Source organism: Lentzea sp. HUAS12, from assembly GCF_024125735.1.
In the GTDB taxonomy this organism is placed as follows: Bacteria; Actinomycetota; Actinomycetes; order Mycobacteriales; family Pseudonocardiaceae; genus Lentzea; species Lentzea albida.
Window position 1 is genome coordinate 1,824,809 of record NZ_CP099738.1, and the last position, 17,743, is coordinate 1,842,551.

Consider the following 17,743-nt stretch of genomic DNA (forward strand, 5'->3'; position numbering starts at 1 on the left):
TTGCCCAGCCGGTCTTTTCCGAGGTGGTCCGCCGATGTCGATCGATGCCGACAACACGTCCAGCGATCCCAGCTCGTTCGACGGGTGGATCTCCGGGCGGTCTCGGTCCGAGGTCGTGCACGCCTCGCTCGCGTTGGTCAGGAAGCACCTGGCCGCGGCGCTGGGCGTCGAGCAGGCCGAGGTGGCCGACGCCGACCGCGGTGTGGCCGACCTCGGTCTGACGTCCGTGATCGCGGTGGACCTGCACCGCCGGCTCCGTGCGGACACCGGTCTCGACCTGCCGGTCTCGCTCGCGTTCGACCACCCCACCCCGGGAGCGATGGCCGAGTACGTCGCGGGACTGTTCCTGGGAGATGCCGAAGCCGGTGCCCCCACTCACCGCGGCGGCTCCGGTGACGACGGCGACGATCCCGTCGTGGTCGTGGGCACCGCTTGCCGCCTGCCCGGCGGGATCACGAGCCCGGACGAGCTCTGGGACCTGCTGCTCGACGGTGGCGAGGTGATCGGTCCGTTCCCCGACGACCGCGGGTGGGACCTGGACGCCGTCTACGACCCGGACCCGGGCCAGGCCGGCCGGACCTATGTGATGCGCGGTGGTTTCCTCGACGGCGCGACGGACTTCGACGCGGACTTCTTCGACATCTCACCGCGCGAGGCGCTCGCGATGGATCCGCAGCAGCGGCTGATGCTCGAGTCGGCGTGGGAGCTGCTCGAACGGTCCGGAGTGGACCCGACCTCGCTGCGAGGCAGCAACACCGGCGTCTTCGTGGGAGCGGAGAACCACGAGTACGGGCCGGGCCTCGACCGCGCGTCCGACGGGGCCGAGGGCCACCTGATCACCGGCACCGCGGGCAGCGTGCTCTCCGGCCGGATCTCCTACGAGCTGGGGCTGCGCGGTCCCTCGATCACCGTCGACACCGCCTGTTCGAGCTCCCTGGTGGCGCTGCACCTGGCCGCGCGGTCGCTGCGTGGCGGTGAGTGCGACCTGGCGATCGTCGGAGGCGTCGCGGTGATGGCGACGCCTGGTTCGTTCCTGGCGTTCAGCAGGCAGCGCGGTCTGGCCGAGGACGGGCGGTGCAAGGCTTTCGGCGCGGACGCCGACGGGACGGTCTGGAGCGAGGGCGTCGCGGCTCTGCTGGTCGAACGACTGTCCACCGCTCGCGCGCGCGGCCATCGTGTGCTGGCGGTCCTGCGGGGATCCGCGGTGAACCAGGACGGCGCCAGTGCCGGACTGACCGCACCCAACGGTCTTGCCCAGCAACAGGTCATCCGCCAGGCGCTGGCGGACGCCCGTCTTGAACCGTCCGATGTGGACGCCGTTGAGGCGCACGGGACCGGAACCGCGCTCGGTGACCCGATCGAGGCGCACGCCCTGCAACGCGTGTACGGCCGGAGGCCGGCCGGAGAACCGGTCTGGCTGGGCTCGGTGAAGTCCAACCTCGGCCACACCCAGGCGGCGGCGGGGGTGGTCGGCGTCGTCAAGGTGGTCGAGGCGCTGCGCCGCGGTGTGCTCCCCAGGACGGTGCACGCGGACCAGCCGACTCCGCACGTGGACTGGTCGGCGGGGGAGCTCCGGCTGCTCACCGCGAACATGCCGTGGCCGCCGACCGGGCGGCCCCGCAGGTGTGCCGTCTCGTCGTTCGGCTTCAGCGGCACCAACGCCCATGCCGTGCTGGAACAGGCCCCCGAGCAGGACCCGGTCGACTCCGGGCCGGGCACCTGCGAGGGACCGCTTCCGCTGCTGGTGTCCGCGCGCGGTCCGGCCGCCCTGCGCGCGCAGGCACGACTCCTGCGGACCAGCCTGCGCACGGCCGGTTCCGAACTGGACGTCGCCTACTCCGCCGCCACCGGGCGCGCGACCCTGACCGATCGCGCCGTGGTGCTCGCCTCCGATGCGACCGGACTGGTCGGCGGTCTCGACGTGCTGGCCGAGGGCGGGTCCTCGCCCTCGGTGATCCGGGGCGCGGCCAGGCACGGCCTCGTCGGGTTCGTGTTCCCCGGTCAGGGCGCGCAGCGCACCCGGATGGGGCAGGCGCTGCACGCCCGGTTCCCGGTGTTCGCGAGGGCGTTCGACGCCGCCTGCGCCGAGATCGACCCGCACCTCGACCGTCCACTCCGGCAGATCGTGTTCGCCGAGCCCGGTTCGCCGGACGCCGCCCTGCTCGACCAGACCGCCTACGCGCAGCCGGCGTTGTTCGCGTTCCAGGTCGCGCTGTACCGGCTGTTCGAGTCCTGGGGTGTGCGTCCGGACCACGTCACCGGCCACTCGATCGGTGAGGTCGCGGCCGCGCACGTCGCGGGCATCTGGTCGCTGGCGGACGCGAGCGCGTTCGCGGCGCACCGCGGTCGGCTCATGCAGGCGTTGCCCTCCGGTGGCGCGATGGTCGCGGTCAGGGCGACCGAGCAGGACGTGCGCGATCTCCTCTCCGACGACGTGTGCGTCGCCGCGGTGAACTCGCCGGGATCGGTGGTGCTGTCCGGTACCGAGAGCGCGGTGCTGGGAGCCGCGGAGGTCCTGGCCGAACGCGGGCATCGCTGCACGCGCCTCGCCGTCAGCCACGCGTTCCACTCGTCCCTCGTGGAACCGGCGCTGGCCGACCTGCGCTGGGTCGCGGAGGTCCTGACCTTCCGCGAGCCCTCGATTCCGGTGATCTCCACGGTGACCGGCGAGTTCGCCGATGCCGACATGCGCACGCCGGAGTACTGGGTGCACCAGGCCCGTGCGGCGGTGAGGTTCGCCGACGCGGTGGACACGATGGGTGCCGCCGGGGTCACCAAGGTGGTGGAGATCGGTGCGGACGCGGTGTTGTCGGCGATGGTCGCGGACAACCTCGACGCGCTCGTGCTGCCCGCGCTGCGCGAGGACGAGGACGAGGTCCGGTCCGTCCTCGGCACCCTTGCGAGGCTGCACGTGGCCGGGGTCGCGGTGGACTGGCGGGGGTTCTTCGCGGGGTCCGGTGCGCGGCGGGTGGACCTGCCGACGTACCCGTTCCAGCGGCGGCGCTTCTGGATGGGCGGTCGCGCGGCCGGTGCGGACGCGGCCGGCCTGGGGCTGAGCCCCGCGGGGCATCCGCTGCTGGGCGCCGCGGTGCGGTTCGCCGGTTCCGACGAGGCCGTGCTCACCGGCGTGCTGTCGGCGGCGGCACAGCCCTGGCTCGCCGACCACCGGGTGAACGGGGTGGTGCTGTTCCCCGGTACGGCCTTCCTCGAACTCGCGATCAGGGCGGGCGACGAGGTCGGGTGCGGTGCCGTCGACGAACTGACCCTGGAGGCGCCGCTCGTGCTGCCGGACCAGGGGTCCGTCCAGGTCCAGGTGTGGGTGGGCGAGCCGGACGGCGGCGGGCGGCGGGCCGTGGCCGTGCACTCCCGCCGCGCGGACGACCCAGCGCGGGAGTGGTCGCGGCACGCGACCGGTGTCCTCGCCGTAGGAGCGCGCGGAACCGAGACCGAGCTCGGCGGGCAGTGGCCTCCGGCGGGCGCGGACGAGGTGGACATCACCGGTTGCTACGCGGCGCTGGCCGAGCAGGGCTTCTCCTACGGACCGGCGTTCCAGGGCCTGCACGCGGTGTGGCGCCGGGACGACGAGGTCTTCGCCGAGGTCGGGGTGACCGCAGACGCGGCCGCCGGCGATTTCGGGCTGCACCCCGCTCTGCTGGACTCGGTGCTGCACGCTCTGGCGTTCTCGGACGCGGACGAGTCGCACGGCGTCCCCTTCTCGTGGACCGACGTGACCCTGCACGCCTCCGGAGCCACGGCGCTCCGGGTGCGGCTGAAGAGGACCGGACCGGACTCGGTGTCGGTGAACGCGGCGGATGCCGAGGGCGCGCCGGTGATCTCGGTCGCCTCTCTGGCCCTGCGTGCCGCCGCACCGCTCCAGGCGGTGTGGAGTGACGCGGACTCGGTGCTGAAGCTCGGCTGGGTACCGGTCGAACCGGGTGTCCCGTCCTCGCCGGGCAGCTGTGCCGTCGTGGGGGACGACCTGTTCGGGCTGGTGCCGGTCCTGCGGGACAACGGGGCGGAGGTCTCGCCGCGAGCAGCCCTGGCCGACGCAGTCGCCGCCGACGTGGTCCTGATCGAGCTGACCGGCTCCGGGGCCGGGACGGAACACGTTCTGGACACGACGGCGCGGGCTTTGAGCACGCTCCAGGAGTTCCTCGCCGAACCGCGGCTCGACCGGTCACGCCTCGTGTTCGTCACCCGCGGCGCGGTCGCCGCGGGTGCGGAGGAGTCCGTGGTGGACCTCGCCGCGGCGGCCGCCTGGGGACTGGTGCGGTCGGCACAGCTCGAGAACCCCGGACGGGTCCTGCTCGTCGACCTCGACGATGCCGAGATTGCCCCCGACGTCCTGGCGGGCGCGGTGACGCTGACGGCAGTGGGCGAGACGCAGCTGGCGGTTCGTGGAGGCGTTCTCCTGGCGGGCAGGATGACGCGCCTGGGCGGGCTCGCGCCGGCCGCGGAGCACGCCTGGGACCCGCGGGGAACGGTGCTGATCACCGGCGGTACCGGCGGTCTCGGCCGGGAACTGGCGAGGCACCTGGTGGTGCGGCACGGCGTGCGGCACCTGCTGCTCGCGAGCAGGCGCGGAGTCGCGGACGCGGACCTCGTGGCGGAGCTGGCCGGGCACGGCGCCTCGGTGACGGTCGTCGCGTGCGACGTGGCGAACCGCGACGAGGTCGTCGGGCTGCTCGGCGGTGTGCCCGAGGAACACCCGTTGACCGCGGTGGTCCACGCGGCGGGTGTGCTCGACGACGGTGTCGTGGATTCCCTCACCCCGCAACGGTTGCTCTCGGTGCTGGGGCCGAAGGCCGGTGGGGCCTGGCACCTGCACGAGCTCACCCGCGATCTGGACCTGACGGCGTTCGTGCTGTTCTCGTCGTCGGCCGGGGTGCTCGGCGGGGCGGGGCAGGCGAACTACGCGGCGGCCAACGCGTTCCTGGACGGGCTGGCGCACCACCGCCGAAGCCTCGGGCTGCCCGCGGTGTCGCTGGCCTGGGGCGCGTGGGAGCAGTCCACCGGGATGACCGCGGACCTGGTGGCCGTGGACGTGGAGCGACTGGTGCGCTCGGGAATGCCGCCGCTGTCGGTGGAGCAGGGCCTGGCCCTGTTCGACGTGGCCCTGGCGGCCGACGAGCCCGCACCGGCGCCGATCCGGATCGACCCGGCGGCGCTGCGTACGCAGGAGGACGTCCCGGCGGTGTGGCGCGGGTTGGCGCACCCGGTCAGGCGCAGGTCCGCGGTGGGTGCCGCGAACGAGGCGGGGACCTGGGCCGGGCGGACGGCGGGGCTGGAGGCGGGCGAGCGCACGCGGGCGGTGCAGGACCTGGTGCTCGGCCAGGTCGCCGCGGTGCTCGGGCACTCGGGCACGTCGTCCGTGGAACCGGGACGGGACTTCCGAGGCCTGGGCTTCGACTCGTTGACGTCCGTGGAGCTGCGCAACCGGTTGTCGTCGGCCACGGGGTTGCGGCTGCCCGCGACACTGGTGTTCGACTACCCGACACCTGCCGCGCTGGCGGGCTTCCTGCTGAACGAGATCGCGGGCGAGGATGCCGCGGCACCGGCCACGATCGGTATCCGGTCCACTTCGGACGATCCGATCGTGATCGTGGGGATGGCGTGCCGGTATCCGGGTGGCGTGGCCTCGCCGGGGGACCTGTGGCGGTTGGTCGCGGAGGGCCGGGACGCGGTGACGGGTTTCCCGGTGAACCGCGGGTGGGATCTGGAGGGTTTGTTCGACCCGGATCCGGATCGTCCGGGGACGTCGTACACGCGGTCGGGTGGGTTCCTGCACGACGCGGGTGAGTTCGATCCCGGGTTTTTCGGGATGTCTCCTCGTGAGGCGTTGGCGACGGATTCGCAGCAGCGTTTGCTGTTGGAGGTGTCGTGGGAGGCGGTGGAGCGGGCCGGGATCGATCCGGTGTCGTTGCGGGGCAGTCAGACCGGTGTGTTCGCGGGTGTGATGTACAGCGACTACGCCATGGTGACCGCGGGTGAGGACTTCGAGGGGTACCAGGGCAACGGCGCCTCCCCGAGCATCGCGTCGGGCCGGGTGGCGTACACGCTGGGCCTCGAAGGCCCCGCGGTCACGGTCGACACCGCGTGCTCCTCCTCGCTGGTGGCGTTGCACTGGGCGATGCAGGCCTTGCGGGCCGGGGAGTGCTCGCTCGCGCTCGCCGGCGGCGTGACGGTGATGTCCACTCCGGACACCTTTGTGGAGTTCTCGCGTCAGCGAGGACTGTCCCCGGACGGCAGGTGCAAGGCGTTCTCGGACAGCGCGGACGGTGTGGGCTGGGCCGAGGGCATCGGCATGCTGGTGCTGGAACGCCTGTCCGATGCCCGGCGCAACGGTCACCAGGTGCTGGCCGTGGTACGTGGTTCGGCGGTGAACCAGGATGGTGCGTCGAACGGTTTGACGGCGCCGAATGGTCCTTCGCAGCAACGGGTCATTCGTCAGGCTTTGGCGAGTGCGGGTCTGTCGCCGTCCGATGTGGACGTGGTGGAGGCGCACGGTACGGGTACGACGTTGGGTGATCCGATCGAGGCGCAGGCGCTGCTCGCGACCTACGGCCGGGACCGGGACCGTCCTTTGTTGCTGGGGTCGGTGAAGTCGAACCTGGGTCACACGCAGGCGGCGGCGGGTGTCGCGGGGATCATCAAGATGGTGCAGGCCCTGAGGCACGGTGTTGTCCCGCAGACACTTCACGTGGACGCGCCTTCGTCGCACGTGGACTGGTCGGAGGGCTCGGTCGAGCTGGTGACCGAGCCCGTGTCATGGCCGGAAGTGCGGCGGCCGCGTCGTGCGGGCGTGTCGTCGTTCGGCATCAGCGGCACCAACGCGCATGTGATCATCGAGCAGCCGGAGCCGGTGGCCGTGCCGGAGCCGGTGAACGTGCCGGTGGTGCCCTGGGTGGTCTCGGCGAAGTCGGAGTCCGCTCTGGCAGCACAGGTGGAACGGATCTCTTCGATCGCGGACGACCGCGTGGATGTGGGCTCGGCTCTGCTGGGGCGCTCGGTGTTCGGGCACAGGGCGGTGTTGCTGGCGTCGGAGGACGGCGTGGCGGAGGCGGCCCGCGGTGTCGCGGTCGGCCGGCGGGTGGCGTTGTTGTTCTCGGGTCAGGGGTCGCAGCGGCTGGGGATGGGCCGGGGTCTGTACGGGCGTTTTCCGGTGTTCGCCGCGGCGTTGGACGAGGTGCTGGCTCGGTTGGAGCCGGGGCTTCGGGATGTCATGTGGGGTGCGGATCAGGATTTGCTGAATCGCACGGGGTTTGCTCAGCCGGCGTTGTTCGCGGTTGAGGTGGCGTTGTTCCGTCTGGTGGAGTCGTGGGGTGTCACGCCGGATTTCGTGGCGGGGCATTCGATCGGTGAGGTGGCGGCGGCGCATGTCGCCGGAGTGCTCTCCCTTGATGACGCGTGCTTGCTGGTGCGGGCGCGTGCCAGCTTGATGGAGGCGTTGCCACCCGGCGGGGCGATGGTCGCGATCGCGGCGACCGAGGCCGAGGTCCTGCCGCTGCTCACCGAAGGTGTCTCGATCGCGGCGGTGAACCGGGCCGATTCGGTGGTGGTCGCGGGGGACGAGGCGGCGGTGCTGGAGATCGCCGCTCGGTTCGGGGATCGCAAGACGTCGCGTTTGCGGGTGTCGCACGCGTTCCATTCGCCGTTGATGGAGCCGATGCTGGCCGAGTTCGCTCAGGCGTTGGAGGGTTTGTCGTTCCGTGCACCGTTGATGCCGTTGGTGTCGAACGTGACCGGCGGGCTCGTGACAGATGAGGTGTGTTCGCCGGGGTACTGGGTGCGGCACGTGCGGGAGGCGGTGCGGTTCGCCGATGGCTTGCACGCGCTGGCTGATGCGGGTGTGACGGCGTTCCTGGAGCTGGGACCGGACGGCGTGCTGACCGGTCTGGTCGAGGACGGCCTCGCGGTTCCCGCCCTGCGCAAGGACCGCGACGAGGAGACCTCGCTGCTGACCGCACTGGGACGGTTGTACGTCAACGGTGTGGACGTCGACTGGCGGAGAGTCGTCCCGAGTGGACGGTTCGTCGAGCTGCCGACCTACGCCTTCGACCACGAGTGGTTCTGGCCGGCGCGGTCGGCGTCCGGCGCGAACGCGGCCACCCTGGGGCTGGAACCGGTCCGGCATCCGCTGCTCGGTGCGGCGGTGTCCGTCGCGGGGTCGGGTGAGGTGGTGCTCACGGGCCGTGTGTCGACATCGGCGCAGACCTGGCTGGCCGACCATGAGGTCGGGGGAGCGGTGCTGTTCCCCGGCACGGGTTTCCTGGAGCTCGCGATCCGCGCGGGCGACCAGGTCGACTGCCCCCGCGTCGAGGAGCTGACGCTCGCGTCGCCGCTGGTGCTGCCCGAGCGAGGTGAGGTGCAGGTCCAGGTGTGGATCGGTGCACCCGGCGACGCGGGCAGGAGGCAGATCCGGATCCACTCCCGTCCGGTGGGTGGCGCGGAGCGCGACTGGGAGGAGCACGCCGCCGGCACACTGGTCGCGCAACCGCCGTCCGGCGTCGCCGTCGGCGCGTGCGTCTGGCCACCCTCCGGCGCGGAGCCGGTCGACGTCGACGGGTGCTACGACGTCTTCGCCGGGGACGGGTTCGTCTACGGGCCCGCGTTCCAGGGACTGCGGGCGGCGTGGCGCAGCGGTGACGACCTGTTCGCCGAGGTCGTGCTGCCGGAGACCCGTGCCGCTGAGACGACCGGTTTCGGCGTGCACCCGGCGTTGCTGGACTCGGCGTTGCACGTCTCGATGCTGGCCGACGAAGCAGGTGGCGGACTGCCGTTCCTGTGGGAGGGCGTGTCCTTGCACGCCACCGGGGCAGCGCTGCTGCGGGTGCGGGTGACCAAGAACGCGGCGGACTCCTTCACCCTGGTGGCGGTGGATGTCGATGGTGCGCCGGTGGTCACCGTGGACACGCTCGTGGTGCGTCCTCCGCTCACAGCGGCGGCGAAGGCGGCCCAGCCCACCCAGGAGTCGTTGCTGCGCCTCGAGTGGGTGCCCGCGGGGGAGACCGCGGGGGAGATCGTCCGGTTCGGTGTCGTGGGTGGCGAGGAGTTCCCTCTGGGCGCGGCCGTCGGTGAGCACGTCGCGGCGGGATCGCTGGCCGATGCCGCCGCCGCGCCGCCAGAGGTGCTGGTCGTTCCGGTCGCCGGTGACTCCGCCGGTGGACCGCGCTCCGTCGCGGCGCTGACGTCCTGGGTGCTCGAGCTGATCCAGGAACTCCTCGCCGACGAACGGTTCGACCACACCAGGGTCGTGTTCGCGACCTCGGGTGCGGTCGCGGTTGACAGCAGCGAACGGGTGCAGGACTACCCGGCCGCCGCGGTGTGGGGCCTGGTGAGGTCGGTGCAGTGGGAGAACCCGGGACGGTTCCTGCTCGCCGATGTCGGTGACAGGGACACGTCGCTGGCCGTGCTGCCGAGCCTGCCCGCGCTGATGAGCGCGGGCGAGACGCAGGTCGCGGTGCGCGCGGGTGTCACGCGCGTGGCGCGGCTTGCCCGGCTCGACGACAGCGGGCTGATGCCGCCCGGTTCCGGTCCGTGGCGGCTCGCGATCAGGGACAGGGGCAGCCTGAACAACCTCCTGCTGGAATCCTGCCCCGAGGTGCTGCGTCCCCTTGCCGGTCGCGAGCTCAGGATCCGGATCTCCGCGGCCGGGGTGAACTTCCGCGACGTGCTCAGCGCGCTCGGGATGTACCCCGGTGACGCGGGAATGCTCGGCGGCGAGGCCGTGGGTGTGGTGTCCGAGATCGGTCCCGACGTCACCGGTGTGCGGGTCGGTGACCGGGTCATGGGAATGGTCCCCGGTGGCTTCGGGTCCGTCGCGGTGGTCGACGAGCGCTACGTCGTGCCGGTGCCGCGAGACTGGACGGACGAGGTCGCCGCGGCGGTTCCGGTCGTGTTCATGACCGCCTACCACGGGCTCGTCGGTCTGGCGGGCCTGCGCGCCGGCGAGCGGGTGCTGGTGCACGCGGGCGCCGGAGGCGTCGGCATGGCCGCGATCCGGCTCGCCCAGCACCTCGGTGCCGAGGTCTACGCGACGGCCAGCCGGGGCAAGTGGGACGTGCTCCGCTCGCTCGGGATCCCGCCGGAGCGGATCGACTCGTCGCGGACGGTGCACTTCGAGGAGAAGTTCCCCCCGGTGGACGTGGTCCTGAACGCGTTGTCGGGGGAGTTCGTCGACGCCTCGCTGAGGTTGTTGCGCGAGGGTGGCCGGTTCATCGAGATGGGCAAGACCGACATCCGCGAGTCGTCGGAGCTGTCCGGTGTGGACTACCGGGCGTTCGACGTCGCGGTCCTCGATCCCGACAGCGCCCAGCACGTCCTGCGTGCGCTGGTCGAGCTGTTCCGCAGCGGGGCGCTGGAGCCGCTGCCCGTCACGACGTGGGACGTGCGGCGGGCGCCGGAGGCGTTCCGGTTCATGAGTCTCGCGCGGCACGTGGGCAAGATCGTGCTGACGATCCCGAGGTGCTGGGACCCCGGGGGCACCGTGCTGATCACCGGTGGCACGGGTGGTCTGGGCAAGGAACTGGCGAGGCACCTGGTGGCCGGAGGCGGTGTTCGGCACCTGCTGCTCACGAGCAGGACGGGGCTCGACGCACCCGGCGTGCCCGAGCTCGTCGAGGAACTCGAGGGACGCGGCGCGGTCGTGACGGTCAGTCCGTGCGATGTCGCCGACCGGGAAGCGCTGCGGGAACTGCTCGCCACCGTCCCCGCGGAGCACCCGCTGACCGCTGTGGTCCACGCGGCAGGCCTGCTCGACGACGGCGTGGTGGCCTCCCTGACACCGGACAGGCTCATCCGGGTGATGCGGCCGAAGGTGGACGGCGCGTGGAACCTGCACGAGCTGACGCGGGACCTGGACCTCGCCGGATTCGTGCTGTTCTCGTCCGTCGCGGGCCTGATGGGCAGTCCGGGACAGGCTTCCTACTCGGCGGCGAACGCGTTCCTGGACGCGCTGGCCCACAACTGCAGGAACACCGGCCTTCCCGCGACCTCGCTGGCGTGGGGCGCCTGGCAGCAGTCCGGTGGCATGACCGCCACCCTGTCGGACACCGACATCCAGCGGATGGCCCGCGACGGCATGCCACCTCTGTCGGTCGAGGAGGGGCTGCGGCTGTTCGAACTGGCGGTCGGGGCGGACGAGTCGCTGACGGTGCCGCTGCGGCTCGACCTTCCCGCGGTGCGAGCCAGGGGTGAGGTGCCCGCCCTGCTGCGTGGCCTCGCAGGAGCCACCCGGCGGACCGTGTCCCGTGCTGGTGCGTCCGGTAGCACCGGGTCTCTCATGCGGCGCTTGGTCGAACTGACCGGTGACGAGCGGCTGCGCGTACTGGTCGATCTGATCCGCGCGGAAGCGGCGGCGGTGCTCGGGCACGGCAGCGCGGCCGCGCTCGAGAAGGGACTCGAGTTCCGCGGGCTGGGCTTCGACTCGCTCACCTCGATCGAACTGCGCAACCGGCTCGTCGCCGCCACCGGACTGCGACTGCCCGCGACCCTCGTGTTCGACCACCCCACACCGGACGTGCTGGCGGGGTTCCTGGTGCGGGAGCTGACGGACTCGGACGATGCGGTCGTCCCGGAGGACGCTCCTGCGGCCGTGACGACGGACGACCCGGTCGTCATCGTGGGCATGGCGTGCCGGTTCCCCGGCGGGGTGACCTCCCCGGACGACCTCTGGGACCTGGTCGCCGGTGGCACGGACGCGATCACCCGCATCCCCGGCGATCGGGGGTGGGCGCTCGGTGCCGAGCGCAGTGCGACCGCTTTCGGTGGGTTCCTCGACGACGTCGCCGGGTTCGACGCCGCGTTCTTCGGGATCTCCCCGCGCGAGGCGCTGGCGATGGATCCCCAGCAGCGGCTGCTGCTGGAGACGTCGTGGGAAGCGCTCGAGCGGGCCGGGATCGACCCGCAGTCGTTGCGCGGCAGTCAGACCGGTGTGTTCGCGGGGGCATCGAGCACTGATTACGCGAACCTGCTGGACGCCGCCTCCGAGGGATTGGTGCTGACCGGCAACACGACCAGCGTCATCTCCGGCCGGGTGTCGTACGCGTTCGGGTTCGAGGGACCGGCGATCACCGTGGACACGGCGTGTTCGTCCGCTTTGGTGGCACTGCACCTCGCCGCCCAGGCACTGCGTGGGGGTGAGTGCACCCTGGCGTTGGCCGGCGGCGTCTCGATCATGGCGGACTCGCTGATGTACAGCGAGTTCTCGCGCCAGGGCGGGTTGGCCTCCGACGGGCGCTGCAAAGCGTTCGCGGACGCGGCGGACGGCACCGCCTGGGCCGAGGGCGTCGGCGTGCTCGTGCTGGAGCGGCTGTCGGAGGCGGAGCGCAACGGGCACCGGGTGCTCGCCGTGGTGCGCGGGAGCGCGATCAACCAGGACGGCGCGTCCAACGGCCTGTCCGCGCCGAACGGACCTTCCCAGCAACGGGTGATTCGCCTGGCCCTTCGTTCGGCCGGGCTCGCAACCTCCGACGTCGACGTCGTGGAAGCGCACGGGACCGGCACCGCGCTGGGGGACCCGATCGAGGCGCAGGCGCTGCTGGCCACGTACGGCCAGGATCGGGAGCGACCGTTGCTGCTCGGGTCGGTGAAGTCGAACATCGGCCACACCCAGGCCGCCGCGGGTGTCGCCGGCGTCATCAAGATGGTCCAGGCGATCAGGCACGGGCTCGTCCCGGAAACCCTGCACGTCGGCGAGCCGTCGTCTCATGTGGACTGGGACGCCGGCGCGGTGGAGCTGGCGAGGGGGTTGGTCGAATGGCCGGCGGTGGACCGGCCTCGTCGCGCGGGAGTGTCCTCCTTCGGGATCAGCGGCACGAACGGACACCTCATCCTCGAACAGGCTCCAGTGGCGGATCGGCCGGATCCGCTCGACGTACCCCTGGTGCCCTGGATCCTGTCGGCGAAGTCCCCGTCCGCGCTGTCGGCCCAGGTCGCAAGGCTGAGCTCGATCAGCGAGCCACGTGTCGAGGTGGCCGCGTCGCTGCTCGGTCGCTCGGTGTTCGAGCACCGGGCCGTCGTGCTGGCGTCCGAGGACGGTGTCGCGGAAGTCGCGCGCGGTGTGGCAGCCGGGGACGGCCGACCGGTCTTCGTGTTCCCCGGACAAGGCGCTCAATGGCAGGGCATGGGGAAAGGACTGCTGGAAACGTCATCGGTCTTCCGCGACAGCATCGAGGCCTGCGGCAGCGCGTTGGCGCCGTGGGTCGACTGGTCGCTGACCGACGTCCTGCGCGGGAGTGACGCCCTGGACCGCGTCGACGTGGTCCAACCGGTTTCGTGGGCTGTCATGGTGTCCCTGGCAGCGCTGTGGCGGTCGTACGGCGTCGTACCCGCCGCGGTGGTGGGGCACTCGCAGGGTGAGATCGCCGCTGCTTGCGTGGCCGGGGTGTTGTCGCTGGAAGACGCCGCACGGGTCGTGGCGGTGCGCAGCCGCCTGATCGCGCGCGTGCTGTCGGGCAAGGGCGGGATGATGTCGGTCTCGGCCGGGGCCGACGTGGTGGCCCCCTACCTCGGACGGGCTTCGATCGCCGCCGTCAACGGTCCTTCGAGCGTCGTGATCTCCGGAGACCTGGACGACCTGGACCGGTGCGGTGCGGCCTGCGCGAGCGCGGGTCTGCGAACGAAGCGGATTCCAGTCGACTACGCGTCGCACTCGGCTCAGGTGGAGTTGCTGGAAGCGGAGTTGAAGGACGCGCTCGCCGGAGTGACAGCACGCGGGGGTGCGGTTCCCTGGTTGTCCACGGTGACGGGCGAGTGGGTCGAAGGATCCACTGTGGACGGTTCCTACTGGTACGACAACCTGCGCAACCAGGTCGGGTTGCACGGTGCGATCGAGGCGTTGTCCGGACGTGGTCACGGTGTCTTCGTCGAATGCAGTCCGCATCCGGTGCTGACGGCCTCCATCCAGGACGCCGTCGACGCGGCCGTGGTGGGCACCTTGCGGCGGGACGACGACTCGCTCGCACGAGTGCTCACCTCACTGGCGGAGGCGTTCGTCCACGGGGTCGACGTCGACTGGCGGCAGGTCGTGCCCGCCGGGACCGGTGTGGAGCTGCCCGTGTACCCCTTCCAGCACGAACGGTTCTGGCCACGGGGAACGGGTTTCGCCGGCGACGTCACGGCCGTGGGAATCGCGTCGGCGACGCACCCGCTGCTCGGCGCGGCGGTGCCGGTCGCGGGTTCGGGCGAGGTCGTGCTGACCGGCCGCCTGTCGCTCGCCACGCACCCGTGGCTGGGCGACCACCGGATCGGTGGCCAGGTGTTGTTCCCCGGGACCGCGTTCCTCGAGCTGGCGATCCGCGCCGGGGACGAGGTCGGCTGCGGCCTGGTCGAGGAGCTGACCCTGGCCGCGCCGCTGGTGTTGCCGGAGTCGGGAGCCGTGCAGACCCAGTTGTGGATCGGTGCGGCGGATGAGAACGGACGTCGTGAACTGCGGGTCCACTCGCGTCCGGCCGACGGGGGTGAAAGCGGGTGGACCCAGCACGCGACCGGCACGCTCGCCGTCGAGGCTCTCGGCTCGACGGCCGACAGGGAGGCGTGGCCGCCCGCGGGCGCCGAGCCGGTGGACCTGGACGCGTGCCGCGAGTCCTTCGCAGAGGCGGGATTCGACTACGGTGCCGCGTTCCAGGGTTTGCGAGTCGCCTGGCTCCACGGGAACGAGGTCTTCGCCGAGGCCGAGTTGCCGGAACACGTGCACGACGGTTCGTCGTACGGCATCCACCCGGCGTTGCTCGACGCGGCACTCCACGCGACCGCGCACCTCGACCTCGGCGAGGACGCGGGCATGCTGCCCTTCTCCTGGCGGGGTGTCTCCCTGCACGCCTCCGGTGCCTCGTTCGTGAGGATCCGGTCGGCGAAGAACGAGGACGGCTCGGTCGCACTGACCGCACTGGATCCGGAAGGCTCCCCGGTCCTGTCCGTCGCCTCGTTGAGCTTCCGGCCGGTTCATCGGGCGGCCGCCCCGACGGCCACACCCGCGTCGCTGCTCCGCGTCCGTTGGATCCCCGCGGATGCCGTGGCCCCCGCTTCCGACGTGAGCTTCGGGGTGTTGGGAACGGAGTGGGAGATGGGCATCGCGACCGTCGCCGACTCCCTGCACGAACTCACTTCGGCACCACCCGACCACGTGCTGGTCCCCATCGCCGGTCGGGAGGCACCCCGGCGTGTCACCTCCGAGGTGCTGAACCTGGTCCAGGAGTTCCTCGCTGACGAACGGTTCGGGGCGTCGCGGATGGTGTTCGTGACGCGGGGCGCTGTCGCCGTCGACCGCGACGACACCGTGGTGGACGTGGCCGCGTCGGCGGTGTGGGGCCTGGTGAGGTCGGCACAGTCGGAGAACCCGGATCGCTTCCTGCTGGTGGACGCGGACGACCCCACCGCGGTCGCGGAAGCGGTCCGCACGTCGGCGCCGGGGGAGACGCAGCTGGCGTTGCGGGGCGGTGCGGTTCACGTGGCCCGCCTCGGTGCCGTGGACTCACTGGTCCCGCCCGTGGGGGTCCCGTGGCGGTTGGACAGCCGCGCCAAGGGGAGTCTCGACGCACTGTCGCTGGTGCCGTGCGCGGACGTGTTGGAGCCGTTGACCGGCAGGGAGATCCGAGTGCGGGTCACGGCGGCCGGGGTGAACTTCCGGGATGTGCTCACCGCGCTGGGGATGTACCCCGGAGACGACGTCCTCCTGGGAGCCGAGGCGGTGGGCCACGTCGCGGAGATCGGTCCGGAGGTGACCGGCGTGCGACCGGGCGACCGCGTGATGGGGTTGTTCACCGCTGCGTTCGGACCGATCGCCGTCATGGACGAACGCCACGTCGTGCGGGTGCCCCCGGACTGGACCGATGAGGTCGCCGCTTCGGTACCGGCCGTGTTCACGACCGCCTTCCACGGCCTCGTCGACCTCGCGCACCTGCGCGCGGGCGAACGCGTGCTGGTGCACGCAGGCGCCGGTGGTGTCGGCATGGCGGCCGTCCAGCTGGCCCGGCACCTGGGGGCGGAGGTGTTCGCCACCGCGAGCGAGGGGAAGTGGGACGTCCTGCGTTCTCTCGGTGTCGCGGACGACCACATCGCCTCTTCGCGGACGACGGAGTTCGGGCACCGCTTCCCCGGTGTCGACGTCGTGCTCAACTCGCTGGCGGGGGAGTTCGTCGACGCGTCGCTGGCCCTGCTCGGCGACGGCGGGCGTTTCGTCGAAATGGGCAAGACCGACATCCGGCAGCTCACCGGTGCGGGCGGCGTGGACTACCTGCCGTTCGACCTGAGCGAGGTGCACCCGGACCGCGTGCAGCGCATCCTCCTCGACCTGGTGGACCTGTTCGAGCGGGGTGTGCTGCGGCCGTTGCCGGTGCGGACGTGGGACGTGCGGCGAGCTCCGGAGGCGTTCCGGTTCATGAGTCTGGCCGAGCACGTGGGCAAGATCGTCCTCACGATGCCGCGCGAGTGGGATCCCGACGGAACCGTGTTGATCACGGGCGGCACGGGCGGACTCGGCACCGAGCTCGTCAGGCACCTGGTGTCCACCCGGAACGTGCGACACCTCCTGCTGGTCAGCCGCACCGGCGAGACCGAACCGGGTTTCCTCGACGAGATCGCCGGACTCGGCGCCGTGGTCACGGTCGCGAACTGCGACGTGGCGGATCGCAGCGCACTGGCGGAGGTGCTCGGCATCATTCCTCCCGAACATCCGCTGACCGCGGTGGTGCACGCCGCAGGTGTGCTCGACGACGGCGTCCTCGGCTCCCTGACGCCGGAGCGACTCGATGCGGTGATGCGGCCCAAGGTGGACGCCGCCGTGCACCTGCACGAGTTGACCCGCGATCTGGACCTCCCCGGGTTCGTGTTGTTCTCCAGCCTGGCCGGTGTCGTCGGGAACGCCGGCCAGGCGAACTACGCCGCGGCCAACGCGTTCCTCGACCGCCTAGCGGAACACCGCAGGAGTCGGGGTCTGGCGGGGGTCTCGCTCGCCTGGCCGTTGTGGGAGCGAGCCACCACCATGACGGGCGCGCTCGGGAGCACCGACGTGCGCCGGATGGAGAACGACGGGCTGCCACCGATCAGCACGGAGCTGGGGCTCACCCTCTTCGACGTCGCGACGGGGTCGGACGAGGCCGCCGTGGCCCTGACGGGCGTCACCGACTGGCGGATGTCGGGCGAGGTGCCCGCACTCCTGCGCGGGCTGGTGAGGGCGGCGCGACGCACGGCCGCCGCGGGCGGAACCGGCCGGGCGAGTCTCGGCCGGCGGCTGCTGTCGGTCAGGACCTCCGACCGTGTGCCGTTCGTCGTCGATTTCGTGCGGTCGGAGGTTGCGGCAGTCCTGGGGCACGACGGCAAGGCCCTGGTCCAGGCGGAGCGGGAGTTCCGGCAACTCGGACTCGACTCGCTGACCGCCGTGGAGCTGCGCAACAGGTTGAACGCCGCCACGGGGCTGAGGCTGCCGGCGACCTTGGCCTTCGACCACCCCACGCCTCGTGCCCTCGCCGAGCACCTGGTCGGCGTACTGGGAGTGGGTGAGGGACCGGACGAACACGCATCCGCACTGGCCGACCTCGATCGACTCGACGCGCTGCTGGCCGCGAGCGTGTTCGACGAGGACGCGAAAGCCGGTGTGACCGCTCGACTGCGCAGGCTCCTCGAGAAGTGGGGCAGCCAGGTGAGCACGGCCGGCTCCGCGGCCCAGCACATCGAATCGGCCAGCGCGGACGAGGTGCTGGCGTTCATCGACAGGGAATTCGGCCAGAGCACCACCGACTGATCC

General features: G+C 71.8%; 1 protein-coding gene. It reads left to right on the top strand.

Translation table 11 applies throughout. The features are described 5' to 3' along the window. Nucleotides 1-34 precede the first annotated feature (34 nt). A complete protein-coding gene (locus tag ND450_RS07825) occupies nucleotides 35-17,740 on the top strand; it encodes a type I polyketide synthase (protein WP_253325490.1) in 17,706 nt (5,901 codons plus the stop codon). Nucleotides 17,741-17,743: the final 3 nt, after the last annotated feature.

What these genes read in the sequence shown, in the direction of transcription:
- ND450_RS07825 (WP_253325490.1), top strand. Translation starts at nt 35, where the DNA reads ATGTCGATCGATGCCGACAACACGTCCAGCGATCCCAGCTCGTTCGAC.